At 64.6% G+C, this 24,709-nt stretch carries 29 protein-coding genes; 5 read left to right on the top strand and 24 right to left on the bottom strand.

Annotated features, from left to right (window positions below; genetic code table 11):
* Positions 1 to 27 precede the first annotated feature (27 nt).
* The 5 genes from B3547_RS10585 to B3547_RS10565 all read right to left on the bottom strand — a co-directional run bounded on the left by B3547_RS10585 (position 28) and on the right by B3547_RS10565 (position 5,516).
* On the bottom strand, positions 28 to 1,206 hold the full coding sequence (locus tag B3547_RS10585; protein ID WP_292962890.1) for a glycosidase: 1,179 nt from the start codon (positions 1,204 to 1,206) through the stop codon (positions 28 to 30).
* Positions 1,203 to 1,982 carry an SDR family oxidoreductase gene (locus tag B3547_RS10580; RefSeq protein WP_292962887.1) on the bottom strand — a complete coding sequence of 260 codons (780 nt, stop codon included), beginning with the start codon at positions 1,980 to 1,982 and terminating at the stop codon, positions 1,203 to 1,205. Before B3547_RS10580 ends, B3547_RS10585 begins: the two co-directional genes overlap by 4 nt.
* Before the next feature lie 20 nt (positions 1,983 to 2,002).
* Positions 2,003 to 4,243 carry a hypothetical protein gene (locus B3547_RS10575; protein WP_292962884.1) on the bottom strand — a complete coding sequence of 747 codons (2,241 nt, stop codon included), beginning with the start codon at positions 4,241 to 4,243 and terminating at the stop codon, positions 2,003 to 2,005.
* Positions 4,244 to 4,248: 5 nt separating this feature from the next.
* Positions 4,249 to 4,761, bottom strand: coding sequence for a hemerythrin domain-containing protein (locus B3547_RS10570; protein ID WP_292962881.1), 513 nt, complete (start codon positions 4,759 to 4,761; stop codon positions 4,249 to 4,251).
* A gap of 188 nt (positions 4,762 to 4,949) precedes the next feature.
* Complete coding sequence (locus B3547_RS10565) at positions 4,950 to 5,516, bottom strand: hypothetical protein (protein ID WP_292962878.1); 567 nt, start codon at positions 5,514 to 5,516, stop codon at positions 4,950 to 4,952.
* 186 nt (positions 5,517 to 5,702) lie between these two features.
* Here B3547_RS10565 and B3547_RS10560 point away from each other — a divergent pair, with 186 nt between their 5' ends.
* The gene (locus tag B3547_RS10560; protein WP_292962875.1) at positions 5,703 to 6,026 is read left to right on the top strand and encodes a hypothetical protein; all 324 of its coding nucleotides are present in this window, start codon (positions 5,703 to 5,705) and stop codon (positions 6,024 to 6,026) included.
* A gap of 211 nt (positions 6,027 to 6,237) precedes the next feature.
* Here the strand turns inward: B3547_RS10560 and B3547_RS10555 are convergent, their stop codons facing one another.
* Positions 6,238 to 6,837 (bottom strand): isochorismatase family cysteine hydrolase, encoded by a 600-nt coding sequence (locus B3547_RS10555; RefSeq protein ID WP_292962872.1) that lies wholly within the window; start codon positions 6,835 to 6,837, stop codon positions 6,238 to 6,240.
* 130 nt (positions 6,838 to 6,967) lie between these two features.
* On the opposite strand from B3547_RS10555, the gene B3547_RS10550 reads away from it, so the two are divergent.
* Positions 6,968 to 7,603, top strand: coding sequence for a UdgX family uracil-DNA binding protein (locus B3547_RS10550; RefSeq protein ID WP_292962869.1), 636 nt, complete (start codon positions 6,968 to 6,970; stop codon positions 7,601 to 7,603).
* A gap of 74 nt (positions 7,604 to 7,677) precedes the next feature.
* Here the strand turns inward: B3547_RS10550 and B3547_RS10545 are convergent, their stop codons facing one another.
* The 4 genes from B3547_RS10545 to B3547_RS10530 form a co-directional block, all read right to left on the bottom strand.
* Positions 7,678 to 7,869, bottom strand: a complete 192-nt coding sequence (locus B3547_RS10545) for a hypothetical protein (protein ID WP_292962866.1) — start codon at positions 7,867 to 7,869, stop codon at positions 7,678 to 7,680.
* Between the two features lie 115 nt (positions 7,870 to 7,984).
* Complete coding sequence (locus tag B3547_RS10540; RefSeq protein WP_292962863.1) at positions 7,985 to 9,175, bottom strand: zinc-dependent alcohol dehydrogenase; 1,191 nt, start codon at positions 9,173 to 9,175, stop codon at positions 7,985 to 7,987.
* Entirely contained in the window at positions 9,175 to 9,861 is a 687-nt protein-coding gene (locus B3547_RS10535) for an SRPBCC family protein (RefSeq protein WP_292962860.1), read from the bottom strand. Before B3547_RS10535 ends, B3547_RS10540 begins: the two co-directional genes overlap by 1 nt.
* 127 nt (positions 9,862 to 9,988) lie before the next feature.
* Positions 9,989 to 11,392: a hemerythrin domain-containing protein gene (locus tag B3547_RS10530; RefSeq protein WP_292962857.1), complete on the bottom strand. Its 1,404-nt coding sequence runs from the start codon at positions 11,390 to 11,392 to the stop codon at positions 9,989 to 9,991.
* Here B3547_RS10530 and B3547_RS10525 point away from each other — a divergent pair.
* Positions 11,391 to 12,242: a Crp/Fnr family transcriptional regulator gene (locus B3547_RS10525; RefSeq protein ID WP_349676485.1), complete on the top strand. Its 852-nt coding sequence runs from the start codon at positions 11,391 to 11,393 to the stop codon at positions 12,240 to 12,242. The two genes, B3547_RS10530 and B3547_RS10525, sit on opposite strands and share 2 nt — an antisense overlap.
* 388 nt (positions 12,243 to 12,630) lie before the next feature.
* On the opposite strand, the gene B3547_RS10520 is transcribed toward B3547_RS10525, so the two are convergent.
* The 9 genes from B3547_RS10520 to B3547_RS10480 form a co-directional block, all read right to left on the bottom strand.
* Entirely contained in the window at positions 12,631 to 12,843 is a 213-nt protein-coding gene (locus B3547_RS10520) for a hypothetical protein (protein ID WP_292962851.1), read from the bottom strand.
* Complete coding sequence (locus tag B3547_RS10515) at positions 12,840 to 14,252, bottom strand: hypothetical protein (protein ID WP_292962848.1); 1,413 nt, start codon at positions 14,250 to 14,252, stop codon at positions 12,840 to 12,842. Before B3547_RS10515 ends, B3547_RS10520 begins: the two co-directional genes overlap by 4 nt.
* Positions 14,252 to 14,623, bottom strand: a complete 372-nt coding sequence (locus B3547_RS10510; protein WP_292962845.1) for a DUF3768 domain-containing protein — start codon at positions 14,621 to 14,623, stop codon at positions 14,252 to 14,254. Before B3547_RS10510 ends, B3547_RS10515 begins: the two co-directional genes overlap by 1 nt.
* 23 nt (positions 14,624 to 14,646) lie before the next feature.
* Entirely contained in the window at positions 14,647 to 14,997 is a 351-nt protein-coding gene (locus B3547_RS10505; RefSeq protein ID WP_292962842.1) for a hypothetical protein, read from the bottom strand.
* Between the two features lie 84 nt (positions 14,998 to 15,081).
* Positions 15,082 to 15,339 carry a hypothetical protein gene (locus B3547_RS10500; RefSeq protein ID WP_292962840.1) on the bottom strand — a complete coding sequence of 86 codons (258 nt, stop codon included), beginning with the start codon at positions 15,337 to 15,339 and terminating at the stop codon, positions 15,082 to 15,084.
* On the bottom strand, positions 15,336 to 15,713 hold the full coding sequence (locus B3547_RS10495) for a hypothetical protein (RefSeq protein ID WP_292962837.1): 378 nt from the start codon (positions 15,711 to 15,713) through the stop codon (positions 15,336 to 15,338). Before B3547_RS10495 ends, B3547_RS10500 begins: the two co-directional genes overlap by 4 nt.
* A gap of 146 nt (positions 15,714 to 15,859) precedes the next feature.
* Positions 15,860 to 16,225: a hypothetical protein gene (locus tag B3547_RS10490; RefSeq protein WP_292962834.1), complete on the bottom strand. Its 366-nt coding sequence runs from the start codon at positions 16,223 to 16,225 to the stop codon at positions 15,860 to 15,862.
* Between the two features lie 27 nt (positions 16,226 to 16,252).
* Positions 16,253 to 16,663: a hypothetical protein gene (locus B3547_RS10485; protein ID WP_292962832.1), complete on the bottom strand. Its 411-nt coding sequence runs from the start codon at positions 16,661 to 16,663 to the stop codon at positions 16,253 to 16,255.
* 12 nt (positions 16,664 to 16,675) lie between these two features.
* Complete coding sequence (locus B3547_RS10480; protein ID WP_292962830.1) at positions 16,676 to 17,653, bottom strand: ArdC family protein; 978 nt, start codon at positions 17,651 to 17,653, stop codon at positions 16,676 to 16,678.
* A 481-nt stretch (positions 17,654 to 18,134) separates the two neighbouring features.
* On the opposite strand from B3547_RS10480, the gene B3547_RS10475 reads away from it, so the two are divergent.
* Both B3547_RS10475 and B3547_RS10470 read left to right on the top strand, forming a co-directional pair.
* A complete protein-coding gene (locus B3547_RS10475) occupies positions 18,135 to 19,814 on the top strand; it encodes an AAA family ATPase (protein ID WP_292962828.1) in 1,680 nt (559 codons plus the stop codon).
* Positions 19,811 to 20,653, top strand: a complete 843-nt coding sequence (locus tag B3547_RS10470; protein ID WP_292962825.1) for an HNH endonuclease — start codon at positions 19,811 to 19,813, stop codon at positions 20,651 to 20,653. The genes B3547_RS10475 and B3547_RS10470 overlap by 4 nt, the downstream gene beginning before the upstream one ends.
* Before the next feature lie 209 nt (positions 20,654 to 20,862).
* Here B3547_RS10470 and B3547_RS10465 read toward each other — a convergent pair whose 3' ends face one another.
* From B3547_RS10465 to B3547_RS10445, 5 genes are all read right to left on the bottom strand, one after another.
* Positions 20,863 to 21,555, bottom strand: coding sequence for a hypothetical protein (locus B3547_RS10465; RefSeq protein WP_292962822.1), 693 nt, complete (start codon positions 21,553 to 21,555; stop codon positions 20,863 to 20,865).
* 99 nt (positions 21,556 to 21,654) lie between these two features.
* Positions 21,655 to 23,733 carry a ParB/RepB/Spo0J family partition protein gene (locus B3547_RS10460; RefSeq protein ID WP_292962819.1) on the bottom strand — a complete coding sequence of 693 codons (2,079 nt, stop codon included), beginning with the start codon at positions 23,731 to 23,733 and terminating at the stop codon, positions 21,655 to 21,657.
* Between the two features lie 147 nt (positions 23,734 to 23,880).
* Positions 23,881 to 24,090 (bottom strand): hypothetical protein, encoded by a 210-nt coding sequence (locus B3547_RS10455; RefSeq protein WP_292962817.1) that lies wholly within the window; start codon positions 24,088 to 24,090, stop codon positions 23,881 to 23,883.
* A complete protein-coding gene (locus tag B3547_RS10450) occupies positions 24,077 to 24,403 on the bottom strand; it encodes a HigA family addiction module antitoxin (protein WP_292962814.1) in 327 nt (108 codons plus the stop codon). The genes B3547_RS10455 and B3547_RS10450 overlap by 14 nt, the downstream gene beginning before the upstream one ends.
* Positions 24,404 to 24,407: 4 nt before the next feature.
* On the bottom strand, positions 24,408 to 24,686 hold the full coding sequence (locus tag B3547_RS10445; RefSeq protein WP_136958231.1) for a type II toxin-antitoxin system RelE/ParE family toxin: 279 nt from the start codon (positions 24,684 to 24,686) through the stop codon (positions 24,408 to 24,410).
* Positions 24,687 to 24,709 lie beyond the last annotated feature (23 nt).

The raw sequence follows: 24,709 nt of genomic DNA, 5'->3' as shown, positions 1-24,709 counted from the left end.
TACGTTAACACTGCATCGTTCAACGACTCAGGCGAACATGTCCTTGGGAATATGCGTAATGCGGCAGGCTAGGTCCGCCTCGCCGGACGCCACGATATAATGGCCCGGGCTGCTCTCGTCCTCGTCGCCATCGATCACGCCGGTCGTGAAGACCACGTCGCGGATATAGAGCATGTCCTCGATCGGCCTCGTCAGTTCGTCATCGGCCTCGAGCAGCGGGCGATGCTCGGCAGCAACCACCTGGGAAGGATCGTCGCGATCCAGGATCGACCAGTAGGTCCGATAGATGCCGACGATCTCCTTGGGCTCGACGCCGTGCCAAAGGGTGAGCCAGCCCCGGTCGGTGAGGACAGGCGGCGCCCCGCCACCCATGCGCGCGGTGGCGACGGTGGCGCTGTGGGGCCGGATGCCGGGCGCGGGATAGGGCTTCCAGTGGCGCGCGTCCGGGGAAGTCGCGAGATTGATCGAAGGCCCGGCACGCCATTCGCTGCCGGGCGGATAGGCGAAATAGAGGTCACCGAGCGGGCGCGTCTGCGCCCAGTATTGCCCATCGATCAGACCCTGGAAGATCAGCATGTCCTTGTTCTGGTGATCGAGCACGATGTCGGAAAACTCCCAGTCGAGCCCGTTGTCCGATCGGTACAGGGTGGTCGAATGGCGTTCCGGGCTGACCGAGCAGCTCGTCATCAGCCAGGTCTGGCCGACCCGGCTGATCCGGGCATCCTCGACCCCGTAGCACTGGAAGCTGGCACGCGGCGCGATCGCGCGGTCATAGTGGATCGCGTGGATCGCGAGGCCGTCCGGCGTCAGCTCCACCGGGAGCAGCCAGGACAGCGAGGTCAGCGCCAGCACGCGCCAGCCGCCGCCCCGCAGCAGGAACTTGCGCGGATCGGCGGTATCGACGAGTTCGAGGGGCCAGGCATCGAGGATGTAGCGGCCGGTGCCCCTCGGCACGATCGTGCCGGGGGCAAGGTCGCCGTCCGCTTCCCAGCGAATGGCGTGGACATGGCCATCGCGGATCGGCTGCCGTAACGCTTCGGCGATGCGGACCATCATCAGCAGGTTGCCGTTGGGCAGGCGGGTCAGACCCGGATTGAACGCGCCCAGCACATAGGTTTCAGCCTCCAGATGTCCCGCAAGCGGCGAGTGCCGCAGATCGATATCGCCCGGCGTGAGGACGAGGCGGTCGATGGCGTAACGGCTCATGGGTGGTCGAGCCGCGTTTCCACCCGCATCAGCGAGAGCGCGGTTCGGCGCGGCTGGGTCAGCATCACCTGGACCGCGACGGCGATGTCCTCGGCGCGCAGCATCTTGTGCGCGTTGATGAGCTCGACCTGCTTCTCCGGCGGGAACTCCGGATACTGGAAGTCCGCGCCGGTGAAGCCCGGCTCGATCAGCCCCACCTTGATGTCGCGTTCGGCAAGTTCCCTGCGCAGCGACTGGGCGAACGCTTCAATCCCCGCCTTCGCGGCGACATAGATGGAGGAGCCCGGCCGGCGCGAAACCGCCGCCATCGATCCGATCAGGACAAGGTCGCTCCCCGCGCCCATCCGCTTGATCGCGGCATGGCTGGTGGCGAGATAGGCGGTAAAATCGACGGCGATCTGGTAGCGCAGTTCGTCCTCCTCAGCGTCGGCGAGCGCGTCGGCCGGCACGGCGGCATTGATGACGGCAATGTCGATCCCACCGAGATAGCGCTCCGCCGCTTCAAAAAAGCGGCCGACGTTGGTGCGCTCGGCCAAATCGAGCGCGATCCCGTCGCCCCTGCCGACCTCGCCGATACGTGCGAGCGCATCCGCCAGATAATCTGGATCGCGCCCGCAGACGAAGACGTCGACGCCCTCGGAGGCAAGCAGCACGGCGATCGCACGGCCGATGCCGGTGGTGCCGCCGGTTACAATCGCCTTGCGGCCGCGCAACTCTGGCATGGCCGTATGCGCATCGGCAACGTTGGTGGCAGGTCGTGTGGCAAGTTCGGGCATGATCGCTCCTTTCAATCGGGTTACCAGATCACGCTCACCCGGCTGCTTGCGGGTAAGCGGAAATCGATGCGGTCCGGCGCCTGCGCGCGCGGGCTGATGCGATCCCCGCCGGCGGTGGTCACCGTAAAGCGCGGCAACGGGGCGCGGCCCGTGCGGATCATGCTGAGCTTCGCCTCGCGCTCCTCGCATCCCAGCAACTGGACGCTGAGCGCGCGTTCGGCGGGGCGTTCGCTGCTCACCAGGAAATGATCGCAAAACAGGCGGAATGGCGCGTCGCGGACATGGTGGAAACAGCGGCTGGCGAACACGAAGGCCGCACCCGCGCCGTATATTTCCTGGCCGACCTGCCCCGCCTGCTGCCCGTCGATATAGAGATCCTCGACCGGGAAGGAGAGTTCGCGATCGATATGACCGTTGGTCGGGCGCTGCTGGGGCGAGAGCGCCTCTTCGGGCAAGGCGTCGGGATAATAGAACCAGGCGCGGTCGAGCGCGTAACGGCAATATTCCGTGAGCAGCAATCGCACCGCCGCATCGACGTCCGGGCCGCTGTCCTTCAGATAGCGTTCGAACGCGGCGAAGCTGTCGAAGCATTCGTAGAGCGCCATGTAGGGCGCATCGTGCAGGGCCGTCACGCCCAGGAAGTTGCGATAATAGCGCGCGTGTCCGATCTCGGATTCCCAGATCGCCGTGTTGTGGAAGAAGTTCGCCAGATAGACATAGCTTTGCTCGAGGTACTTCTCCTCCTCGGTGATCCGCCACAATCGCAGGCACGCCGCCGCGCCCCACGCGGTCAGATTGGCCTGGTAATTAAGTTCGAAGCGCATACCCCGGGCGGCGTCGATCGCAATGCGCGCCTCATCGAGATAGGCCTTGTCGTCGGTCAGTTCGAAAGCCTGGAGCATCACATAGGCATACATGCCGCCGACGTCGGTCTGGCCCAGCCCCTGATCGTCGCGCGCTTCCTGCAGCACGTGGAAATCGCGCACATCAAACTGGATGGGCCAGCGATAGTGGAAGTGGCGGGCAGCCTTGATCCCGTAGCCTATCGATTTCCGGAAGAGGCGCATGGCCTGCTTGTCGCCGTCGATCGCGAGCCGGCCGAGCTTCGACAGCGGATGATAGAGATACCAGCTGTCGACCGCGTGCTTGTTCTTGTCCTTGCCCACATTGGGAAGGTAGCGCCGCAGCGCCTTGAGCCTGGGGTCGTAGAACTTGCCAAGACCCGCGGCGAGGTCGGCGCCGATGGGGGCCTTGGTTCCGCTCCAGGTCTCGAAATCGCGAAGTGAGGACAGCACGCTCAGCTGCACCATCGAATCCGGATATTCGGCGGCCGTGTAGGGATGGACATACCGGTGGCCGTAATGCCGAACCGTCGCCTTGGACGAGTGCGAAAGGTCGTCGAGCGACCGTTCAGCGCGCGCCACCCAGTCGCGATAGTCGCTCTCCGGTGTTGCCAGATGCGGCAGCACCGCGCCCATAAGGGCGAGATAGCGCCTCGCAACCGCACGTTCGTCGCCCTCGCTCTCGTCATGGAACGCGATCAGCGCGTCGGACAGCACCGTTTCCTCGCCGGCGGGCAGCGGGGCGACCGGAGGTGTTCCCTGTTGCGGCGGGGTCGGCAGCAGATAGCCGATCTCGGGCCAGACACCGCCGACTGCACCATCGGGCTTGGTGCCGGTCGCCAGAAAATAGGGGTTGAGGCGCGTGAGATCCTGAAAATAGAGGACACTGCCGAACGCGGGCTCCGTCAGGCGGAAATAGATCGCGCCGGTGTTGAGCCCGCGCTGGGCCGCTTCCACCGTGCCGTGCGCGCCCAGCGGGTCATCGTGCGCGTCAAGCAGATAGAGGTCGCGCGGCACAAAGGACGTGAGCAGCGCCGCGGCGGGTTCGACGGTCGTCGTGACCCGCAGGATCGGAAGAGCGCCTTCATGAAGGCTGATGGCAATACGATGCGTGCCGATCGCGCTTTCCACCTCGATCCGGGCAGCCTCGCCCGGCCTGGCGCGCACCGTGCGCGCCTGGCGATAACCCGCGGGCAGGAACGCCGTCCGCATGGCGATCCCGCCACGGTTCCCCCGGCGGACGATCATCCAGATCGCGTCGTGGCCCGCGCAAAGCCCGATCTTGCGACTGCCCAGGGCAAGGCCTGCCAGGGGCCGCATCGTCCCTTCCCCCAGTTCCTCGCGCAGCAACGCCACGCCAGGCGTGACCACGCCTTCGCGGGTAACCGAAGGTACCCGCTTCTCGCGAACGGCGTGCATCGGCCTCAGGCCGGTTGCAGATTGATCGCGTGAGGCTCGGCAGGCGGCAGGCCGGCACTGTCCGCCTGTGCCATCAGTTCCTGCTTGCGCGCCAGCATCGCGTCGCGCAGCGCCATCAGATCGACATCGGCCTGGCGGCACTGGGCGAACATGCCTTCGGACGGCATCTCCTCCTCGTGCACGTGGTGCTTGATTTCCTCCGACAGCACCTTGACCTTCGCGTCGTAGAAGTCGTCGCCCGGCGCTCCGGCCTCGATGTCGTTGATCAGCACCTTGGCGCCGTCATGCTCGACATAGGCTTCATCGAGTGTGTCGTCCTCGATCTTCCCCCGGAAGGCGGGATAGAAAATCTCCTCCTCGAGCGCGGTGTGTATCTTGAGCTCGACACAGATCCGGTGAGCAAGCTTCTTCTTCGCACTTTCCCCGCTCGCCCCTTCATATTGTGCGAACAGGTCTTCGACCGTGCGATGGTCTGCCTTCAGCAAGGCGATAGCGTCAGTATAGGTTTGGTCCGGCATACGATGTCTCCTTGCAGACGTGTCAATCGCGAGCCCGCAGACGCAGGCCAGTTGACCTCCGGCGTCGCGCCAGCCGCGGGTATGCGGTTCGGGATCGCGCACCACCCATGAACCACTCAACCTGGGATGGGTTGCGCGTGAGCGCCGTTCACTAACATGCATCACAGCAAAAATCGGACGACGCGGGATCAGCGGACGTCGAAGCGAGCTCCACGGCAGTCGCGGCGCCACAATAACCGCAGGAAAGAAACGAGCTGCCCCGCCGCAAGCTGGACATTTTTGAAAAGCCCGTGGTGGCTCGGGTGGAGATATGCTTCTGGTTTTCTCGTGATGTGAACAGGAGCGTGGCGTGCATCGATGCGGGCGATTTCCCGCAGGTAAAGATTGACGTCCTCCGACGTTACCGCGCGGATTTGCCCTTCTCCATCCTCGTATTCGAACAGGTGCTGCCCCGGCAGGTCCTGACACTGCCAGACGATGCGTGCGACGCGCCGGTCCTGCAGGCGCAGGTTCCACTGCCTGCCGCTCTTGCCCCGGAAGCGGAACCGCAGTTCCCCGCCGTCGATCCGGACATGACGCCTGCCCAGCGCGGTCAGCCCGAAACTGCGGTTGGCGCGGGCGTATTCGGCATTGCCGACCCGGATCATGGTCTTTTCAAGCAGGTAAACCACCGTGGCAAGAACCTTCTCGCGCGGAAGGCCGGCGTCGCTATCGGCACTGTAGACCAAGCCCGCTTCGTCGATGCTCCCGGCCACTACCGGTTCCCTATTCTCCATGCGGGAAAAGCGAAGAACGCACCATCCGCCGATGCCGCGGAAAAGGAACACACACATGCGTTAGCGATGGCTAGCCGGATGGATCGCGGATCGTTCCGCCCTGAGGATGGCTTGTACAAGCGACGCATCCCCGGTGACCACATCCGTTTCCGTTGGAGACCACCAATGATGGAAGAAGCGAAAAGCGTCCGAAGGCGTCAGGACCGGCAGCCTGACGAAGATCAGCAAAGCCGCCCGATCGTCGTCCATAACCATCCCGAGGAGGCCAACCGCTGTTCAGGTCAAGCCGACGCCATGAAGAAAACCGGCATGTCGCCCCAACGGTCCGATAAAGCGATGAAGAACCGGGTGGGCCAGTCCGGTGTGCATGACCACGCGTTCCAGGATGACCTTGACCGTGAGCTCCGGGAACCTGGAGCGGACACGGCCGGCACCGGGGGAGCCGGTGCGGCTCCGGACACCCCTCGCGAAGAGAATAGCAATACCTGATATCGAAACGCCCTTTCGGCGCTCTCTGCAAATTCTATCCGCCCCTGCAATAGTCCCATTGTGGGCCTCTTCGATGCCCGCGCGCTATATTCTTTCGCTCGCCTCCGGTGAGGATTGATCGACCATCTCGCTGCAACGTACCCAACGGGTAGAAAGCCGTCTTATGCGTGGCGCGGGGGCAATGGTAAAAGATCAATATCTCGCCGAGGCATCATCGGTCTAACCAATCCGCCAGCGAAAGCCTGGAGCATGGCGCGGTTTCGGCCTGCATGGCGGAGCGCATGACCGCCAGGGCACCTTCGCCTTGCGCCATGTCCAGCGGCGCCACCGCATCGCTGGGAACCCACAAGCCGTAATCCCGCATATGCGCATCCGCGGCCGTGAACAGAACGCATATCTCGGTCGCGATCCCGGTGAGAATGAGGCGCCGAATACCAAGCTTGGGCAAGAGAACCCCGAGATTTGTCGCGTAAAACCCCGAGAACTGGGGCTTGATGATAAAGTAGTCGTCGTGGCGCGGATCTAGCAGTCCGTCGCCTGGCATGGGGCGCGCGCGGTCAAGCAGTTGGGAGCGTTCCGAATGCCATTCGCCGAAGTTGTCATTGACGTAGATGACCGGGACGCCGAGCCGATAAGCACCGGCCCGCAGGTTTGCCAATGGGCGGGCAATGGCCTCGACACGCCGGCGCGCGTCTGCCCCTCCTTCGAACTCAAAGGGGTTGACCACATCGATGAGCAGCAGGGCCGTCCCATTCCCGGACTGATCCCGCGCCGGCGCAAGAGGGGCGCGATCGGCAAGATTCCGTTTCATGCTGGTCTCAAAACGAGAAGAATAAGGAAGTTCCCCAGCATCAACGCGGAGAAAGGATCGCAACCCGTTCCGGATCGTTCAGATCAGGCATGATGCATCCCGCTTTCCGACCGCCACGCATTCCGGTCACATGTGGAGCACGACGATGACCTCCCCTGAATCAGAGCCGACACAATCCCTCGCCGCGTTGTACAAGGCGATGGAAGGGGACGACCGCAATCCGCTTACATCCGCGAAGACGTTCGTTCGCGGAGAAGGCCCTCTTCACGCGCCCATCATGCTGATCGGCGAACGTCCGGGTGACCAGGAAGATCGACAGGGGCATCCGTTTGTCGGTCCCGCGGGGAAAATGCTTGACGCCTGCCTGAAGGAAGCGGGCCTCGACCGTTCCTGCGTATTTCTCACGAACGCCGTCAAGCGCTTCCGCTTTTCGGTGGCAGGCAAGCGCCGCCTGCACGAAGCTCCCAATGCGGGCGAGATCCACCATGCTCGCTGGTGGGTTGGCCGCGAAATCGCGCTGGTCTCACCGGCGGTGGTCGTGACGCTGGGGGCAACGGCGCTTCGGGTCGTCGCCGGACGTGCCACCCTTGGCCCGGTTCGCGGCGAAATTCTCGACGTGCAAGGCATACCGGTCCTGCCGACCATACATCCCGCCTTGCTGCTGCGACGCCGCCGGAGCGACTACGCGCAGGAGCGTGCTTCTTTCATTCATGACCTCGCCCGTGCCAAGGCCATTGCCAACGAAAGAAACGGACAGCCGCGGTAAACGCGGACGGACGGCATTCCGGCTCGACAACATCGTCCGGGACCAGCCGCAGGGCCGCCCTGCGGAGCCATTCCTCACCGCTTCTCAGACTTGCGTTTGCCTGTTTTGCCGTCCGTGGCCGCTGCGGTCTGCAGTTCACGATCCTTGAGGGGATACTGCTCCGGCTTCACCGGGCTCTGGATGGACGTGGCCGCATGAAGCCTGTCGTTCTCGACACGATCGGGGCTGTCTGGGTCCAGCGGCTCGTGCGCAGAGGTTTTCGGCATGGTGCTCTCCTGTATTGCAGAACAAGGTGGCGGACGGGTGTGCGTTCCAAATGCAGTCGGGGCTGATCCCCTGATCCGATTGCAGGCGGGCAAAAAAGGCCGGATCGGCCAACGATCAAGTGCGAGAGGCAATCTGCCCGGGCCGGAGCACGACCTTGGTCCAGGTGTCCTGCTGCTCCTTGAAATTGCGATAGCCGGTGGCGGCTTCCTCCAGCGGAAGGCGATGGCTGATCAGGAACGTCGTATCGAGCGTTCCGCCTTCGATCCGGGCGAGCAGATCCTTCATGTAGCGCTGAACATGGGTCTGCCCGGTGCGCAGTTCCAGGCCCTTTTCCATCAACGCGCCCAGCGGAAACGTATCGGCAAACCCGCCATAGACACCTGGCACCGAAACGCGCCCGCCCTTGCGGACGGCCAGCAGCGCCTGCCGGAGCGCGCTGGCCCGATCCGCGCCGAAACCAATCTTCTGCTTTGCAATGTCGAGCAAGTTGTCAATCGCGTAGCCGTGGGCTTCCATTCCCACCGCATCGATCACGGCGTCGACGCCAAGGCCGCCAGACATTTCCATGAGTGCGTCTAGCACATCGGACTCGCGGAAATTGATCACCTCCGCGCCAAGGCCGCGCGCCAGTTCCAGCCGGTGGGGATAGTGGTCGATCGCGATTACTCGTGCCGCGCCCATGGCCAGCGCTGATTGCACGGCGAACAAACCTACCGGACCGCAACCCCAGACCGCCACGGTATCGTCCTGTTCGATGCGGGCGTTTTCCGCCGCCATCCACCCCGTGGGAAGAATGTCGGAAAGGAACAGCACCTGCTCGTCGTCAAGGTGATCGGGCACCGCGATCGGGCCGACGTCGGAAAATGGCACGCGGACAAATTCCGCCTGCCCCCCTGAATAGCCCCCGGTCATATGCGAGTAGCCGAACATCCCCGATGTGGCGTGTCCGTAGACTTTTTCGGCTATGTCCTGCTTTTCCGTCGGATTCGAATTGTCGCAGGCGGAAAATGCCTGCCGACTGCAATGGAAGCACTGTCCGCAGCTGATGGTGAAGGGTACCACCACACGTTGGCCCTTACGCAGCGTGCTGAGCGGTCCGGTTTCCACTACCTCGCCCATGAATTCGTGCCCCAGAACGTCTCCTGGCATCACTCCCGGGATGACGCCATCGTACAGGTGTAGGTCCGATCCGCAGATGGCTGTGGAGGTGACGCGGATGATCGCATCACGCGGATTGACGATCTCAGGATCGTCGACCGTATCGACGCGCACATCCTGTGTGCCGTGGAATGTCAGCGCGCGCATTACGCGTTCTCCTGCTGCTTGGGGGAAGTGTCGTGCTTGCGTGCCTGCCTTGCTGCACGCGTCTGATCCTTGCGGCGCGCGGAGGTGGCGATTTCGCCGGTTTCCATCAGCATCTTGAAGCGGCGCAGGTCACGACGGGCCTGGATCTCCGGCTCACGCCCCTGCAGCTTGGCAAAAAGGCGCCCGAGTTCGCCCGCAGGGGGCTTGTAGGCAATCCGCACGCTTACGCGCGTGCCTCGGTCGCCCGGTGCGTCTTCAAACGTTACTCGCCCTTCGGTGTCGATATCCGATCCTTCCACAGAGCGCCACGCGATCAGTTCGCCCGGCTCCTCACGTGCTATCACCGTTTCAACGTCGACAGTTCTTCCGGCGGGCGCGCGGATCGTCCACACGCAATGGCCATCATCGCCGGCCGGCCGGACGGCCTCGACGTTCTCCATGAACCGGGCCAGGTTGGCGAAATCGCGCCAGAAGGCGAACAGTTCTGCCCGCGGCTTTCCGATCGTGACGCAGCGCCCGCTTACGGCGTACTTGCCGAACTCCCTTGATCCGCGCCGCGTTGTGAAGCCGGGTGCGGAATCCTGCGCCGCGCGGGACACACGCCGACGAGACCCGGTATAGAGCCAGGTTCCCACGGCGAGAACGGTCGCCAGCCCGGCGATGGCGCGGCCGGCGTGCGATGGCATGTCATGCCTCGTCATCATAGAACTCCTCAAAGCGCATCGGGATCGGCGGGATGGCCATTGCGGATGGAGCTGGGTTTCGTGCCCAGCTCCATCACTGATACTTGGAAGTCGTCAGGCGGCATTTCGGTTAGTGTCGGTTTTCCCAACCCCTCCTTGCCGCTTCGGCATGGCCGCGAGAATCCCCGGACCAGCCACGTCCGCCGCCGCGATTGTCATCGTCATCGCGGCCGCGCGAGGAACGCGAACTGCCACGACGATCGTCGTCATCATCGTAGCGCCCCTGAGAAGAGCGTGAGGAACCGCGATCTTCCCAGCCCTTGCGCGAGGCTTCGGAGTGCCCTTCCGGATCGCCGAACCATCCGCTGCGTCCGTGATCGGGATTGTCCCAACCCCGGCGCGAGGCTTCGGAATGGCCGCGCGAGTCTCCATACCAACCGCTATCGCCATGGTCGGGATTGTCCCAGCCCCGGCGCGACGCCTCGGAATGGCCGCGTGAATCGCCGTACCAGCCCCGGCCGTCGCCGCCGCCGCGCCGTCCGCCGCGATCGTCATCGTCGTCATAACGGCCGCTGCTGCCGCGCGAGGAACCCCGATCTTCCCAGCCGCGGCGGGAGGCTTCCGAATGCCCACGCGAATCGCCGTACCAGCCCCGGCCGTCGTCGTCATCGCGCCCGCGACCGTTGCGCCCGCCACGGTCGTCGTCGTCCTGGCCGCGTCCGGAGCCGCCGCCGCGCGAACTGGTAAAGCGGCCGTCCTCGTCGCGATCCCGTCCCGCGCTTCCACCGCGGCGGGAGCCGCGATCATCATCGTAATCGCCCCTGCCGCGACCACCCGCGCCACCGCCGGTAAAGCGGCCCTGATCATCGCGTTCCTGCCCGTGTTGATAGCTGGCCATCTCGTATTCCTCTCTCTGCTTGTTCATGGATTGAAGGTTGATCGCCACCGGCTCGCCACCGGGCAGACGATCGCACTGTTCAAGCTCGGTACGGCGCTGCTTCAGCCGCTGTGCCAGTTCGGGGGTATCCAGCCCCTTTGCTTCGGCCTTGGCGAAAATGCCGTCCTTGCCGCTCTCTTCCTCCCTGACATGGTGCTTGATCTGTTCGGCCAGCACCTTGACCTTTGCATCGCGGAAGGGATCGTCCTGTCTCAGCAGCAGAAGATCGGCGATAAGCAGCTTGGCGCTGTCATGCTCGACCTGGGCCTCGTTCAGGGAATCGTCTTCCGGGATTTTCTCGCGGCACACCGGGTAGAAGATCTCCTCTTCCAGCATGGTGTGCAGCGTCAGCGCGTTGCAAACCTGTTCAATCAGGGCTTGCTTCTCGTCATCTTTCGCCTTCTCGAACTGGGCGAAGAGTTGTTCGGCCTTGCGATGGTCCGCCTTGAGGCTGGCAATCCCGCCGCCGCCGGCCCCGGCGTTGCTTTCCTTGTCCGCCGCACCGGTGACCCCTGTCTGCTCGCCGGATTTCTGCTCATTGGCCTGCCCCTTGCCCGAGCTCTCGCCTTTGGGCCTGGTGCCACTTTGTGATGCCATGATGCTTTCCTCCTGTCGTCGCGGCCGGCGTCATGTGCCGGGCTGCAGGAAGGGAAGCGTCGATCGCGGACGTTCGATCCTTCTGTCTAACCTAGTTGATCGAGATCCGGCGAAATGGCGACGCCGTGCGCCGAACCGATTGACCCGCTGCATCCACCGTACGTCTCAATCCGGAAAACTTTATTCGAATGAAACATTTGCAAGGCTTCGAGCCGGACTCGCGGAGGCGGGACGGAGGCAGCCAGGATGCGGATGCAAGGCTATGCACAAGACAATCGCGTGCCCCAGACTATTGCGGCGGTATGATCATGTGGTCAGAGCCGGCGAGAAATGCGATTGCATCTATCGCGTGAACCAAGGCTGGGGCTGCCGCTATAAAACGTTGCGCGATGGCCGGCGCCAGATCACCGCGCTCTATCTGCCGGGTGAACTGTGCGAGCCGCACTGGCTGCTTTCAGGCCGCGCCGAACTTCCGGTCATGGCGCTGACCCGGCTCAGCATAACGCCGCTCCCGCTTTCGGAAATTCACAGGCGCGAGAACGGGGTGAAGGACGTTCTTGGCGCCATGATGCAGACGCTGGAACGGCAGGCACAGTGGATCGTGGGCCTCGGTCGCAAAAACGCCACAGAGCGCATTGTGGAGTTGCTCATCGATCTGCGCATGCGGCTGGGGGAATCGGACGGCCCGTTGGAAATCCCCCTCACCCAGCAGGAAATTGCCGATATCGTCGGACTGACTCCGGTGCACGTCAACCGCGTACTCCACCGCCTGGCTGAACAAAACCGTGTTATCCAGCGGGGGCGCACCCTGCTTGCACCTGCCAGCATCGCTGGCGCCGATGCGCATTAGAGGCCAGATTGCTTGCGTTCCCCGGGCGGACGTACCTTCCGTTAATAAAGGTCCGCTTAGGCTGATCTGCGCGCCTGGAGCGGCCCTTCCGGTCAGTCCGCCAACCTCGCCGAAATCAGCCCTTCACCAATCACGCGCGCCAGCCCTGATCACGCCATCGCCACCCCCGTCCGATCGGCATGAGAACCTGACTCTTTCGTCCCGGAACCGGATGGCTGGCATCGCCGGGCTACAGTCATGGAGCCCGGTCGTTGGCCAGACTGCTGTGTCTCGGAGCGTTTCGCCAGATCGATGACGATCACACAAGGCTCGCCCCCGGCAATGGAAGCGCGGTGACAGCCGCCGGTCAGCAGGACCAGCACCACAAGCACGGAGTCCCGGGCGGGCTTCATGTCTGTTCCACCTCGCTGACCCAGCGCAGGGCTGTGGCAGGATCGGAACAGAGGATCGCCACGACGCCGGGTTGCCCCGCCAGTTCCTCGACCAGATAGGGCCTGCCGGGATTGCCGGTGTGGACCAGCGCGTAATCGCGATCATGATCGTCGGCCATGGAAGCGGCCACGCGCCAGGCGTTGTTGAATGTCGCAAGATTGCCTGTCATGTTCGCGTCCCGTTTGGCGTTGCGTGCCGCGCACGCGCCTGGCTGGCAAGAGAATTTGCCCCTGCCCCGGCCAAGGGTCGGTGATGGACCCGCCCGATCGGCGCCGGCGTGGACGAATTGAGTTCCATATCAGCTTCCTCCCGTTTGTATGAGTGATGGGGGGCAAGCCGAATGCCTCCCGCAAAGCGTCGCAGCGCGTGCGTCATGGCGCCACGAACAGCCTTGCGGTTGCTGACATGGAACACGGGCTCGAGCGCGGCGCCGTCGCCGGCGACATAGCCCCGTGCCGGTTCACCGGTCGCGGTCACCGTGATGACGATCCGATGCCCTTGGGCATCCTTGCCGGACCAGGTGGCGGTCAATTCGCCAAGGCGGGCCACCAGCCCATGGATGGTCTTCCCCCAGCGGATGTGTCCCGCGGCGCGGGTCTCTCCGGGACAGAGACCCCGCTCGAGCCAGAGCGCGAACTGCGCCCGCTGCAGCGGCAGGGTATGGCGCAATCGCTCCTGATGGCGCGCAAGCGGGAGGAAAAGCGCGTGGGCATCGATGACCGCCAAGTCCTCGCCCTGGGCCGCGACAAGGATGTCGGAGAAGTCACGGCCAGCAAACAGGGTATTCAGGTCCGCCGGCGGCGGTGGGCAGGTTGCTGCTGCGCGCGCGTCATCCAATGCGCAAAGGGCATCGCCGACGACGACCAGGACAGCCGCCGCGTCTGCTCCCTCGCGCACCAGCAACGGCGGTAGCAGTACAGCGCTGTTGCTGGTGCGTGCGGCAAGCCCGGCTTCGGCCGCGCCGAAGATCACGAGACGACGCGACCAGGGCGCCGGCCGGCGCGCATCATCGGGCTTTGGCCATGTGCTCGGCAAGGGGCGAGACGACAGGGCTGGCACCGGTTCCCTCTGCGGCTCGGCAACGCGCAGCGCACGCCGGGCAGTGTCGAAGAGGTCGTCGCGATCGCCACCGCCTTCGCGGAAACCGCGATCGTAGGCGTCGCGCTCTGTCCCCACCGCGTGCGGAGCATAGGGCCATCCCGACCGCGCGGCCTGGAGCCCATCGGCATAACGGACCGCCGCCATCCAGGCGAAGCCATGGATGTCCCGCCCGGCGAGGATGGCCCGATCGCGATCGTCACCCTGCCCTGCGGCGAGCCTGGTGGCGGTGAAGGCGAAGTTGCGGTGCTCCCGGTCCTGCGCGTTCCGACGCGCGATGGCATCGTTCAAGGGTCGCATCGCGCCGACGCGTTCCCGAAGGCGCCGCATCCTGGCGTCGGCGCTGGCGCCAGCGGGCAAGTCTGGATACCGCCGCCAGATCGCGGCGAGCTGCGCCGCCTCCGCCGGCGGTCTGCCCCGGGCGATCCACGCCGCGGCCTTCCCCGGATCGAAAGGCCCCATGGTTTCGGCGGTGGCCATCACCAGTCCGCCGGCAGGAGGATCGTGACCACCCGCGTGGTCACGGTGGCGTCAGCGGGATCGTCCGATCCGTATGCGAGCGCCTTGTCGAAATAATCCACCTTCACCCAGATGGTGTGCCCATCGAGCTCGAACACGCCGAGATCGCGCTCGGGACTGTCGGCGCTGAAGGTGCAGCGGCGCATGGCGGCGAGGATGCGAGCCTGGTTGAGGATTGCGAGTGGTCCCTCGATCGGTCCCAGCGTGGCGAGGCAATTGCGGGTGACGGCGATACGCGCCGAGGGGTCGAGGCCAAGCCGGGCGCGGTCGTTGAGCCTGGCGATCTGTTCGACGCGCGTGGGCGCGCCCGCCGGCGGGACGGTGGCAAGCATGATGGTTCTCCGGGTAGAGGGTTTCAGACGGCGGGAACGCCAAGCGCGGCCAGCGCCGGATCGAGGACGAACCCGAGCGCATGGGCGAGCGCGATGGCGGCCGCGACATCGTCAGCGGTCAGGTTGAAGGCGGCGGCGAATTCACCCAGCGTCTCGTGCGCCCTGGGCTGAACGCCGTGGAGATTGCCTGTCGCCTGCGTAACCGCAAAGGGCCAGCAATGGGCAATGCCGACCACGCCCTCGGGCAGGATTAGCAGGGTGTCGCCGCTGGCAATCCGTTCGTCGGTCTGGGTCGCGTCATAGGCGTTCCCGTTACTGGCGAAGCTGTGGATGCGCCGGGGAATGAAGGCAAAGCGTTCGCTGTCGCTGAGCATGGGAGGTGGACCTTTCTGGCGAGCGGAATTGCTCGTCACTCCCCTTCCCCCAATGCTTTATCCGCACCATGGTGCCGGGCGTCCTCACCAATCGTGGGTTGGCAGGATGGTGAGCGTGTCGGCGTCGCGATCGAACATCAGCCAGTCACAGCCAAGCCCCCGTGCCTGGGCGATACATTCGGCAAGGTCCGCAGGCGGATCGGCAGGATCATCTTCAGATATGGAAACGAACCACCCGTAGGCCCCCTTCTCGAAGACGGCGAAGGGCGCGCGATGCAGCCAGTCGTTGCAGGTCTCCTCGCGCAAGTGCGCGGTGGAGAGCGCCAGCATGGTCTCGATCATGACGCGCTCCGGCCTTCGGCCAGCGCGATCGCGGCAAGCAGCCGGTCGTAAGCGAGGACGTCGTAGCCCTTGCGCCGCGCAGTGCTCTGGTCGCAGAGCGCGGCAAGGGCGTCACGCGCCGCGGCAAGCAGATCGTGAGCCGCCCCCTCGACCACAAGGCGGGCGCGCTGCTGGTCGATGACGGCGATCCGCACGGGATCGGTGATAGTGAATTCTTCCAGCCTTACGTCTCCACAGGCGTTGCACCATTGGTGATCAAACTCGCTGAGCAGCACGCTGCCTTGCGTGACCACATCCCAACCGGCATTGGCGTCGTTGCCGCATTCCTCGCTGCCACAATGCGGGCAGCGATAGGCCAGATACATCCCGTTCATGACAATACCTCGTGCTGGATCGGTGGCGATCCGGTTTCGTGTTCAGAATGAGGGGAATCGCGGCGTGCGGCTCGACCGCCCCAAACCGCATAGTAAAGTCCGGCGACCCTCTTCATGGCGGCAGAGATGGAGCCAGACTACGGCGGTCACCGTCCTGCCCCTCCCCCAAGCGTCTGAAGCACGGACCGCAGGGCCTCGGTATGCTCCAGCAGGGAGTCGAGGCAGTCGGCCGCGCTGTCCGCGAAGGCCTCGTCGTCGGGATCGCTCATCGCGATCACGCCGGCGACGGCCTGCAGCAGGCGGACCATCTCGGGGATCAGCGCAACCGCGCTGAGGTTGGCCTGCGCCTCGCCGATCGGGCGGCCGCCGGCCTGGACGAAGCGACCGACATACTGGTGTCGCCGGCATACCGGCTCGGTCGTGGTGATGTCCGCCTCCCAGTCGAACGGCCAGGAGGCGGAACCGGGACGCATGGGGCCGGCGCGCCACGCGCCGCGGGTGATCATGGTCATCGGGATGTCTCCGGGGAACGGGGTGCGTCAGGCCGCCAGTGGCAAAGCGGGCGAGGCGGGATCGACGGCATCACGCGCACCGAATATCGTCGCGAACGTCACGGCGGACCGAGCGAGCCAGGCGCGTGCCGTCTCCCCCGTATCGCCCCATTCGCAGCGGAGCCGGAATTCGCGATCGGTGCGCCGCGCCATCCAGATGGCGACAAGCCCATCGTCGGTGGTCACGCCGATATCGGCGAAGGCGTTGCGCAGGATCACCCGCGCGTTGCAATCGCGCCAGCAATCGATCGGATCAAACGAGGGGAATGCCGCGCGGGCGCTGACACGCACGTCCTCGACGAGCCGGGCATGATCGCTCATCCATGTGACCGCGTCGGCCGCATCGAGAGCATGATAGGCGACAGACGCACCGGCGGGATAGCGAAGGGACGAACCCATGATGGTGTCTCCTCAGGCCGCGATGGCGAGAGGTGGGACATCGTCGTGCCCGCCACCCAGCTCGTCACCCTGCCGGGCGCTGGCCGCGGCATGGATCCAGTCGGCGGCGGCCTGCGCCTGCGCGGCGGCGGTGAAGATCGCACGGGCATCATGGCGAAGGATCGATAACCACGAGGTGAGGTACGCGGCATGGTCGGGCCTGGGCGTACAGGCAAAGCCGAGGTCCGCCATGATCATGGCACTGCAGATCTCCGCCACGAGTTCTTCTCGCGCGCGGATGCTGCGTTCCTTGTGGTAGTCGCGCAAGGTTTCGCGGGCGAGACGGGAGGCATGGCCCGAACCGTGGGCTATCTCGTGCGCCAGCGTCGACACCAGGTCGAGGTCGCTGCCGAACGCGGTGCGTTCGGGCATGAACACCTTGTCGACATCGGCACGGTAGTGGGCGTCATGGAGGCCGTATTCGATCGAAATGCCGGCGCGGGACAGAAAGGCCAGGGCTTCGGTGATGCTGGTATCGACCGGCGGCGCTTCGCGAACCGCGCCTGCATCCTCGAGGTCGACCTGGTCGCGGTTGAAGACCACGAACGAGCGGGCGAAGCAGCGGGCGCGGGCGCGGCCTTCGTCGCCCGTATCCGTGTCGGCATCGGAACCGGCATGCACATCGCCGTTCCGGGACTCGATCCGCTTCCACAGCACGACATGGGCGCCGCTCTCACCCTTGCGGACTTGCCCACCGATACCTTTCCACTGCTGGTAGGTGCCGAACGTACCCGAAGTATAGCCGTGCGCCTCGGCCGTGGCCCACAGCACCAGGCGGTTGATCCCGGCGTAGCGCCTTCCCGACACATTGGCGGGGCGCATGGTGGGCGCGCCTGAATGGTGCCAGGGCATTCGCCATTCCCCGGCGCCAGCCTCGATAGCGGCGACAAGCTGGGCGGTGACGGTGGCGTAGATATCGGAACGCGCCGGCGCGCGGTGGGACGATGCCATGGGGATTCTCCTCTGCAAGCGAGCCCGCAGGCTCGCCCTCCCCATCCCTCCTTCCCTCTCTGGGTCCCGGCTTCGGCCGTTCACGGCCGGGAAGCTCGCCGATAGTCGGGAGGCGCATTATTTCGGGACACGACCGGAGCAGACATCCAGCGCTTTCCCAATCGCCCTTGAAGTGTGACCGGAGATGGGCCGGTTGCTGGCAGTCAAGTTTCGGCTGGCGATCTAAGGAAGCGCACTTACGTTCGGCGAACAAGCCCGGCTGCAAGGATCCACTATCGTCACTCGATGACACCTGCACCGATCGCTAAAGCGGCCGCTCGTTCATTGCAGTTGGCGATGCAGGCAGTTGGAGGCCGAGACTATCGGCGACATCGCGGCCTCTTCTGACGACAGGTCATCTTTATCATTCCGGTGACTGTCGATAGTATAACTCGTTCAACTTCCCGGCGCCCGCGTGGGCCGGTCGCGCAGGAGTCCTCCGTTGGAAATCTACGTCGTTGAAGACGGCAACGCGCCGCCGCCAACCTTTCCGGCCATAACGCTTATGCACGATGCCTGGGACGACTTCGGGTTCAAAACGACGTTCTACGCAGCATTCTGGCGGACCGAGGACGACTCGGAAACGCTTCACCAAGTGAAGATAGCTGAGATTGGTCTCCGAGGGGGAGCGCCGCGGCTCCCTGATCCGATCGGTGCTCAACTCCCGGAAGAGTTCGGATCGCTGGGGGCGGACCTCGGCTACTACACCAAGCTGGGATTGCTCGGTCCTGAGCTTGAACAGCAGATCCTAACCGCCATGCGTGATCTCACCACCGATGGAGACCGCCTGAAGGCCTTCGAGGATGAAGATTCTTTCAAGACATCGCTCCTAAGGCTCGCGCCCGCAAGAGACGCCTTCCGACGTAGGTCCGCGCTTCTGTCCACCTCGCGGGTAGCGAGTGAGGCCGACCCTGATGTCGTCCAACCTGTCGTTGTCGAAGCCGGGATCGAACCGATTACCATGGAGTCCGATCCGATCGGCGATCTGCGCTCGGTCTCCTCGGCCACGGAGGTCGATGGCGCGCTTCGGATGGAGTTCACGCCACCGACCTCGCGCAATCGGGAGATGTCGCCTTCGCCCGTGGTGTTCAACTTCGAGGGACCATCCGAACTGCCGCGCCGGATGATAGTCCTGGTCGGACCGAACGGGACCGGCAAGACGACTCTCCTCTCGGAACTGGCGCTCGCGATCTTCTTCGGCGCGACAGAGGTCGGAGACCGCGGCACCATCCGAACGACATCGGGCTCCGCAAGCCAGGTGCTGTTCATCTCTTACTCCGCCTACGACAACTTCGAGATACCAGCGGGACAGGAGACGTCTGCCGATGCACGCGCCGACCTCGCCGAACGCGGCTACGTTTATGTAGGCCTGCGGGAACTCAGCGCTGGAAGCTCCACTTACCAGTTGAAGTCGCCGGAGCGCATAGACGATGAGTTCGTGGCCGCGCTCAGGGACATCGAGCGCAGCGACGACCTTTTGGAATTCGGTACCGTCGCCAAGACGAGGGCGTCCATCTTCCTCAGTGCGATGGATGTCCTTCTCGGAGACCCTTCGTTCGAGACGATCACACGCACGACCCGAAGAATGAGGCAGGCAAACCGATTCCAGCGCCTGAGGCAAGTCTTCCCCGGCTTGAGCACCGGCCACAAGGCCGCGATGAACGTGGTCGCGGCGCTCTGCGCTAGGCTGAGGAGGAACGGCCTTGTACTTCTTGACGAACCCGAGGCGCACCTGCACCCACCACTCGTCTCGACACTCCTGCGTGTCGTGAGGGATCTCCTCGACACGTTCGAAGCGAATGCCATAACCGCCACGCACTCCCCCGTAGTTGTCCAAGAGACGCTCGGGGACCATGTCCTTCGTTTCCGCCGGATCGACAATCGGACCGTCTGGCACGCCCTGGAAAGCCAGAGCTTCGGCGAGAACCTCGCCGCGCTGTCGCGCGACGCCTTCGGGTTGCCGGCGGAGCGTGCCGACTTCGTCGGGGTGCTCTCGAGATTGGTGAATGACGACCGTAGCTTTGAAGAGATAGAGCAGCTGTTCGGCAAGCGAAGGCTCAGTAGCCCCGCGAGGGCTCAGGTCCTGAGGTTGATCGGCCAGCGCAAGGCCGTCCGCAGATGAGGACTCTGCCTACGCCGGGGCGCGATGCCGAAGCCGACCTCCAGACCTGCATCGACAATTCGCTGCCGACGATCAGGCCGCAGTTCACGGGCGCCCGCCCCGGCATCCTCGCGGCCTTCGACGCATACTTGCAGCATCGCGGGTGGGATCCCAACACACCGTATGACGTCTCGGACATCCCTGCCGCCGTCCGCGATGCAGCCCGGCTGTCCTATCCACTAACGTACAAGGGGCGTCCGCTGGCGGGCCTGCGCAAAGACATTCTTGGCATGGCCGATGGGATCTGCCCTTACTGTCGGCTTGAAACCGCGACCACGCTCGATCACTTTCTGCCCAAGAGCACGAACGGGGTATTCGCCTGCTACGCGCCGAACCTCGCGCCGATGTGCCGGGTTTGTAATACACACAAGGGTACCAAGGGCTCAGCAGTGGCGCAGCAGTTCTTCACGCACGCTTACCTCGACGATCTGCCATGGGACGTCCCGTTCCTGATCGCTCAGGTCGCGGTTGGAGCCAAGCACATCGCGACGAACTTCATCATAGACTTCTCCGTGGCACTCGACGACTCGCTGTACCAGCGGCTTGTCTATCAGATGTCCATCTTCCGGCTAGCCCCGCGATACCAACTCGCTGCCGTCGACGTCATCTTCGAGCAAGCGGAGAAGCTGCGCGACATGGAGCGGGACGAATGTACCGCCGAGGCCCGTCAGCTCTCCATCGAAGGCGACTCAGCGAGCGAGCAACGCACCTTCGGCGCCAACCACTGGAAAACTGCCCTGCTGAAGGCGCTGGCCAGCAATGCGGACTTCTTCGATCAAGGTTATAAAAAGGCACTCTGACGCTGTCGCCCATGCCGGCCCATTCTGGGAGCTGCCGATCCTATTGGCGCCGTCGCCGTCGCCAGCTGAACCTAGCAAGCCGATCGCGCGGGCTATCATTGCCAATTGGGATCGCAACGCTGACGTCCAGCCCGAAGCGCCCCCCACGAGCGTTGTCGCGCCGCCGAGGGGAGGGGCTTGTGCCGACCACGATGCAGCGTTCGTTCCCGTCAGGCTCTGCCCTCCCCCCCTCCCCCACCCTGCCCGATATCGGCGGTGTAGTAGCTATGCACGAACCCGCAGATGTGGTCCGGTGAATACCAGCGCGCCGGAGACATCAGCGTACCCATGGCCGGCGTGACGGTGACCGCGGGCACGCTGACAGCGTCGTGGAACGTACCGTTCCACGGATCCCAGCTCGCGATCGCCGCCCGGCTGAAGGTGACCGGCCTGGCGGGATCGAGATCGATCAGCTGCGCGATCGGAACCATGGCGTAGAGCACGAAAAGAAAGTTCGTGGAGCAGGCATTGTCGACCATTTCGCGAACGGCCTCGAGACTGCACAACGGTGTCGGGCGGCGCGGGAAGTCGGGCCTGCTGATACGGGTCTTGCCGCGGGGCCGCTCCGATGCATGAGCATTGCCGCTCGCCTTGCGATAGTCTCCGAGGGTGTAGCCAAGCGCGGCCAGGGCATGGACGAGATCTTCGGTGACAGTGAGTTCTGCAAATTCGGGCCATGGCCGGTGGCTGGTGATGCTCGCGTCCAGCGGATGCTTGCCCTTGGGCGACAGGACAAACAGAACTTCGGCACGATCGCAGCTGGAGAGGGCATCGGCGGGCGTCGATGCGGATTTCGTCTGCAGGCGACAGGCCGTCGTCACCGGCGCTGCGTGCAAGCGCAACAAGCGCGCCCGCGCGCGCATCGGTCATCGTATCGATCATGGCATCGTTCCTGAAAGATCGAAGCCCGGCGTCGCGCCGAAGCGAGAGCCGGGCTCCAGTGGGACGGATGATGGCAGCGATCAGGCGGCCCGGGCGAAGTCCGCGACGACGTCTTCCGCTTCGTCGTCCTCCTGTTCGTCTTCACCGGCAGGCTTTGCCTCCTCACCAGCGATGTCGGCAGATGATCCCTCGCCGTCCCCGACGATCGTATCGTCCTCGGACACCGTCGGCGAGAACGCGAGCTGCTCCGGCACCCAGCGCAACGCCCGCTCGCGGATCACCGGCTCGATAATGGCTTCGCCTGAGCAGAGCTTGGTGGCGGCGCTGGCGAGTTCACCCTTCTTCGCCAGGGCGTAGCGCCCGGGCATCGCCGGATCGATCTCGCCGAGGACGCCGAGGATCTGGCTCTTCTTCAGCCGGTCGAAGAAGCTCTCCGCACCCGGACGCCAGTGCTGCGCGACATCGATGCCCAGCAGGGCGCCGAGACCGGACTGGAAGGGCTTGTTCCGCTCGCCGCTCGCAAGGCTCGCCTGCAGGCTCTGGCTGACCGCATAGGCGAGCCAACTGGCGCGGGTGTCCTCGTCGAGCGCGCGGAAGGCGAGGAACGAGGCGAAGCTGTCCTCGATCAGCGCCCAGTCGTTGGGCAGGCCGACCCGGACCTGCTCAAGCTGCTCGCGCGCGCCACTCGGCGGTATGTCCTTGAGGCCCGCCGGCTCGAACCGGTCGGTGATCCGGATCGAGCAGCCGGTGTCGCTGTACCCGAAATGCCCAGCCCGGTCGCGCGCGAGGCTGAAGATCGCCAGGTCGAGCGCCAGCGCGGGGTCGTGGGCGATGTGGAGCGCGAGGATGTCGCGGCGATCCTTAGCGAGCTGTTCCTCGAGACCGCGCGGCAACGCGTCGAGGAGGCCGGCCTGTTCCTCGTCGGGATCGATCGCATCGCTCGCGCTGTCACCGTCCTCTTCCCCGGTGTCCGCCGGCGCGCTGTCGGACCGGGCAGGCTTGGTGGCCGTGTAGTACCGGTCCACCAGTTCCGGCGTGCCGTCAGCGCCGATGATGAGGAAGGTGCCCACATGCTCCCGATCCTCGTCCGGGATGATGGCCTCGGTCTTGCACAGGGCATCGTATTCCGCAGAGAGGCGCTCCTGTTCGTCGTACAGCGTCTGCGCCGCGTCTTCGTCCTCGGTCTGTTCGAGTCCCTCTCCGATCGCATCGAACCGACGCTGAATCTCCGCCATGCGCTCCTGCGCGTCGGGCGACGGTTCGGCATGGTCCGGGAAGTAGCCCTGCAGGTCGCGGGTGTCGTCATAGGGCACGCGGGTCGCGACGACGGGCTTCACCCAGGCGAGTTTCGTGGCGAGCCGCGCCACCTCGGCCTCGAAGGTCAGCTTCTTCATGGCGAGGTCACGGGCAATGTCGGCATCGATCCAGGTGCCCTCGCCTTCGGCCGCGAAGAGATCGCGCTCGATGCGCCCACCAGCGGCCTGGTACTCGCTCTCTCCAACCAGCAGCGCCAGCGGATCGCGTCCCGACAGGCCAGTCTCCGCGATAGCGCGGCGGATCGCCTGCGGATTGTCCGCGGCCCAGCTGTCCGAACAGCGCTCCCACGCGGACAACTGCGCGACACGATCGCTGGTGGCGCCATAGGCCTTGGCGACATCGAGCGTGATCCTCCCTTCGGCGAGCGCCGCGAAGATCGGCTCGGCGAGATCGGCAAGCCGCATCCGGCCGTGGACATGGCGCACGGTGACGCCGAAGCGGCGCGCGACATCCTCGGCGCTGGCGCCCTCGGCAATGATGTCGCGATAGGCGGTGCATTCCTCGGCCGCGGTCATCGGCTCGTGCAGCAGGTTTTCGGCAAGGCTCAGTTCGCGCGCGGCGGCGTCCTCGTCCTCGCACAGCCGGACCTCGACGGGATGGTCCTTCCCGAGCTTGCCGGCCTCGACCAGCAGGGCGAGCGCCGCCAGGCGGCGGCCGCCGGCATGGACGTCGAACAGGGCTTTGCGCCCGCGCGACGGCGCGACGATCAGTGGCTGCAGCAACCCGTGGCCCTCGATCGAGGCGGCCAGTGCTGCAATCCCGGCGGCGGCATAGGTGCTGCTCTTGCGGACATTGGCATCCGAGCCGCGCAGCTTGGCGAAGGGAATCGTGGTCGTGATCATGGCAGGTACTCGCGTTTCTTCGCGAGGCCCGGATCAAGGGGCTCTTTCCGCTCCCAGGGGGCCTCCCCCCTCGCCTTCCCCCTCCTCTTGGTCGCGGCCGCCACAGGCGGGCGCGGGATATGCCGGCAACAGCCCTACCCTACTGCCTCAATCAAGGTCCTTGGCGATCGCGATCGCCGCAGCGCCTGCAATCAGAAGGTGATCGCGCGCATCGTCGGGAAGAATATCGCCGGCCTTATGGAGAACCTCCATCAGGTGCATCAGGACATAGAGTGCATCGGCATCCGCCGGCACGCGATGCAGCTGCGTGACGAAGTCATGCACATAGGCTCTGCCGACATCGTCATGCATGTCCATACGCGTCGGCGGTTCCTGTTTCGTCTGTGGTATCCTGCAGGCGGCGTACCGGCGGCTGCTTGTGCTGCATCGCGCACCACAGGTCATAATTCGCCTGCATGGCAAGCCATGCCCGTGCGGTGCTGGCGCCTGCCTGCTCGAGCCTGACCGCAAGATCGGGGCTGATCCCGGCCTTGCCGTTCAGAACACGCGATAGTGCAACGCGCGACATGGCGAGACGGCTTGCCGCCTCGGTGACCGAAAGATCCAGCGCTCCGATGACTTCATCGCGCAACAGTTCGCCGGGGTGCGGGGGATTGTGCATCATCGTCATTGCCTCAATGGTAATCCTGATAATCGACCAATTCCGTATCGGCGCCCACAAATCGAAACGTCACGCGCCAGTTGCCGTTGACCCAGATCGACCAGAAGCCCTTCATATCCCCCTTCAGGGGGTGTAACCTGAAAGACGGCAGATTCATGTCTTCGGGTCTTGCCGCCACATCGAGCATCGCCAGGATATTCCGGAGCTTCTTTGCATGCGCCGCCTGAATTCCCCGCGTTGTTCCCGAATGATAGAAGGCTTCGATTCCCTTGTGGCGGAAGCTGAGGATCATGAGCAACTGTATCGCGTAACGAT

It is taken from the genome of Novosphingobium sp. UBA1939, from assembly GCF_002336885.1.
Lineage (GTDB): Bacteria > Pseudomonadota > Alphaproteobacteria > Sphingomonadales > Sphingomonadaceae > Novosphingobium.
Note: the sequence above shows the minus strand (reverse complement) of the source record. Positions and strands in the feature narration are given on the sequence as shown.

Excerpts from the sequence above, each read along its gene's own strand:
- B3547_RS10530 (WP_292962857.1), bottom strand. The coding sequence starts at position 11,392 with ATGGCATCACAAAGTGGCACCAGGCCCAAAGGCGAGAGCTCGGGCAAG.
- B3547_RS10540 (WP_292962863.1), bottom strand. The coding sequence starts at position 9,175 with ATGCGCGCGCTGACATTCCACGGCACACAGGATGTGCGCGTCGATACG.
- B3547_RS10555 (WP_292962872.1), bottom strand. The coding sequence starts at position 6,837 with ATGAAACGGAATCTTGCCGATCGCGCCCCTCTTGCGCCGGCGCGGGAT.
- B3547_RS10490 (WP_292962834.1), bottom strand. The coding sequence starts at position 16,225 with ATGACCATGATCACCCGCGGCGCGTGGCGCGCCGGCCCCATGCGTCCC.
- B3547_RS10585 (WP_292962890.1), bottom strand. The coding sequence starts at position 1,206 with ATGAGCCGTTACGCCATCGACCGCCTCGTCCTCACGCCGGGCGATATC.
- B3547_RS10545 (WP_292962866.1), bottom strand. The coding sequence starts at position 7,869 with ATGCCGAAAACCTCTGCGCACGAGCCGCTGGACCCAGACAGCCCCGAT.
- B3547_RS10465 (WP_292962822.1), bottom strand. The coding sequence starts at position 21,555 with ATGCGCGCGCGGGCGCGCTTGTTGCGCTTGCACGCAGCGCCGGTGACG.
- B3547_RS10470 (WP_292962825.1), top strand. The coding sequence starts at position 19,811 with ATGAGGACTCTGCCTACGCCGGGGCGCGATGCCGAAGCCGACCTCCAG.
- B3547_RS10560 (WP_292962875.1), top strand. The coding sequence starts at position 5,703 with ATGATGGAAGAAGCGAAAAGCGTCCGAAGGCGTCAGGACCGGCAGCCT.
- B3547_RS10550 (WP_292962869.1), top strand. The coding sequence starts at position 6,968 with ATGTGGAGCACGACGATGACCTCCCCTGAATCAGAGCCGACACAATCC.
- B3547_RS10450 (WP_292962814.1), bottom strand. The coding sequence starts at position 24,403 with ATGACGATGATGCACAATCCCCCGCACCCCGGCGAACTGTTGCGCGAT.
- B3547_RS10525 (WP_349676485.1), top strand. The coding sequence starts at position 11,391 with ATGATGCTTTCCTCCTGTCGTCGCGGCCGGCGTCATGTGCCGGGCTGC.
- B3547_RS10500 (WP_292962840.1), bottom strand. The coding sequence starts at position 15,339 with ATGATCGAGACCATGCTGGCGCTCTCCACCGCGCACTTGCGCGAGGAG.
- B3547_RS10515 (WP_292962848.1), bottom strand. The coding sequence starts at position 14,252 with ATGGCCACCGCCGAAACCATGGGGCCTTTCGATCCGGGGAAGGCCGCG.
- B3547_RS10510 (WP_292962845.1), bottom strand. The coding sequence starts at position 14,623 with ATGCTTGCCACCGTCCCGCCGGCGGGCGCGCCCACGCGCGTCGAACAG.
- B3547_RS10455 (WP_292962817.1), bottom strand. The coding sequence starts at position 24,090 with ATGGACATGCATGACGATGTCGGCAGAGCCTATGTGCATGACTTCGTC.
- B3547_RS10580 (WP_292962887.1), bottom strand. The coding sequence starts at position 1,982 with ATGCCCGAACTTGCCACACGACCTGCCACCAACGTTGCCGATGCGCAT.
- B3547_RS10480 (WP_292962830.1), bottom strand. The coding sequence starts at position 17,653 with ATGGCATCGTCCCACCGCGCGCCGGCGCGTTCCGATATCTACGCCACC.
- B3547_RS10485 (WP_292962832.1), bottom strand. The coding sequence starts at position 16,663 with ATGGGTTCGTCCCTTCGCTATCCCGCCGGTGCGTCTGTCGCCTATCAT.
- B3547_RS10520 (WP_292962851.1), bottom strand. The coding sequence starts at position 12,843 with ATGACAGGCAATCTTGCGACATTCAACAACGCCTGGCGCGTGGCCGCT.
- B3547_RS10460 (WP_292962819.1), bottom strand. The coding sequence starts at position 23,733 with ATGATCACGACCACGATTCCCTTCGCCAAGCTGCGCGGCTCGGATGCC.
- B3547_RS10505 (WP_292962842.1), bottom strand. The coding sequence starts at position 14,997 with ATGCTCAGCGACAGCGAACGCTTTGCCTTCATTCCCCGGCGCATCCAC.
- B3547_RS10575 (WP_292962884.1), bottom strand. The coding sequence starts at position 4,243 with ATGCACGCCGTTCGCGAGAAGCGGGTACCTTCGGTTACCCGCGAAGGC.
- B3547_RS10570 (WP_292962881.1), bottom strand. The coding sequence starts at position 4,761 with ATGCCGGACCAAACCTATACTGACGCTATCGCCTTGCTGAAGGCAGAC.
- B3547_RS10495 (WP_292962837.1), bottom strand. The coding sequence starts at position 15,713 with ATGAACGGGATGTATCTGGCCTATCGCTGCCCGCATTGTGGCAGCGAG.
- B3547_RS10445 (WP_136958231.1), bottom strand. The coding sequence starts at position 24,686 with ATGATCCTCAGCTTCCGCCACAAGGGAATCGAAGCCTTCTATCATTCG.
- B3547_RS10535 (WP_292962860.1), bottom strand. The coding sequence starts at position 9,861 with ATGCCATCGCACGCCGGCCGCGCCATCGCCGGGCTGGCGACCGTTCTC.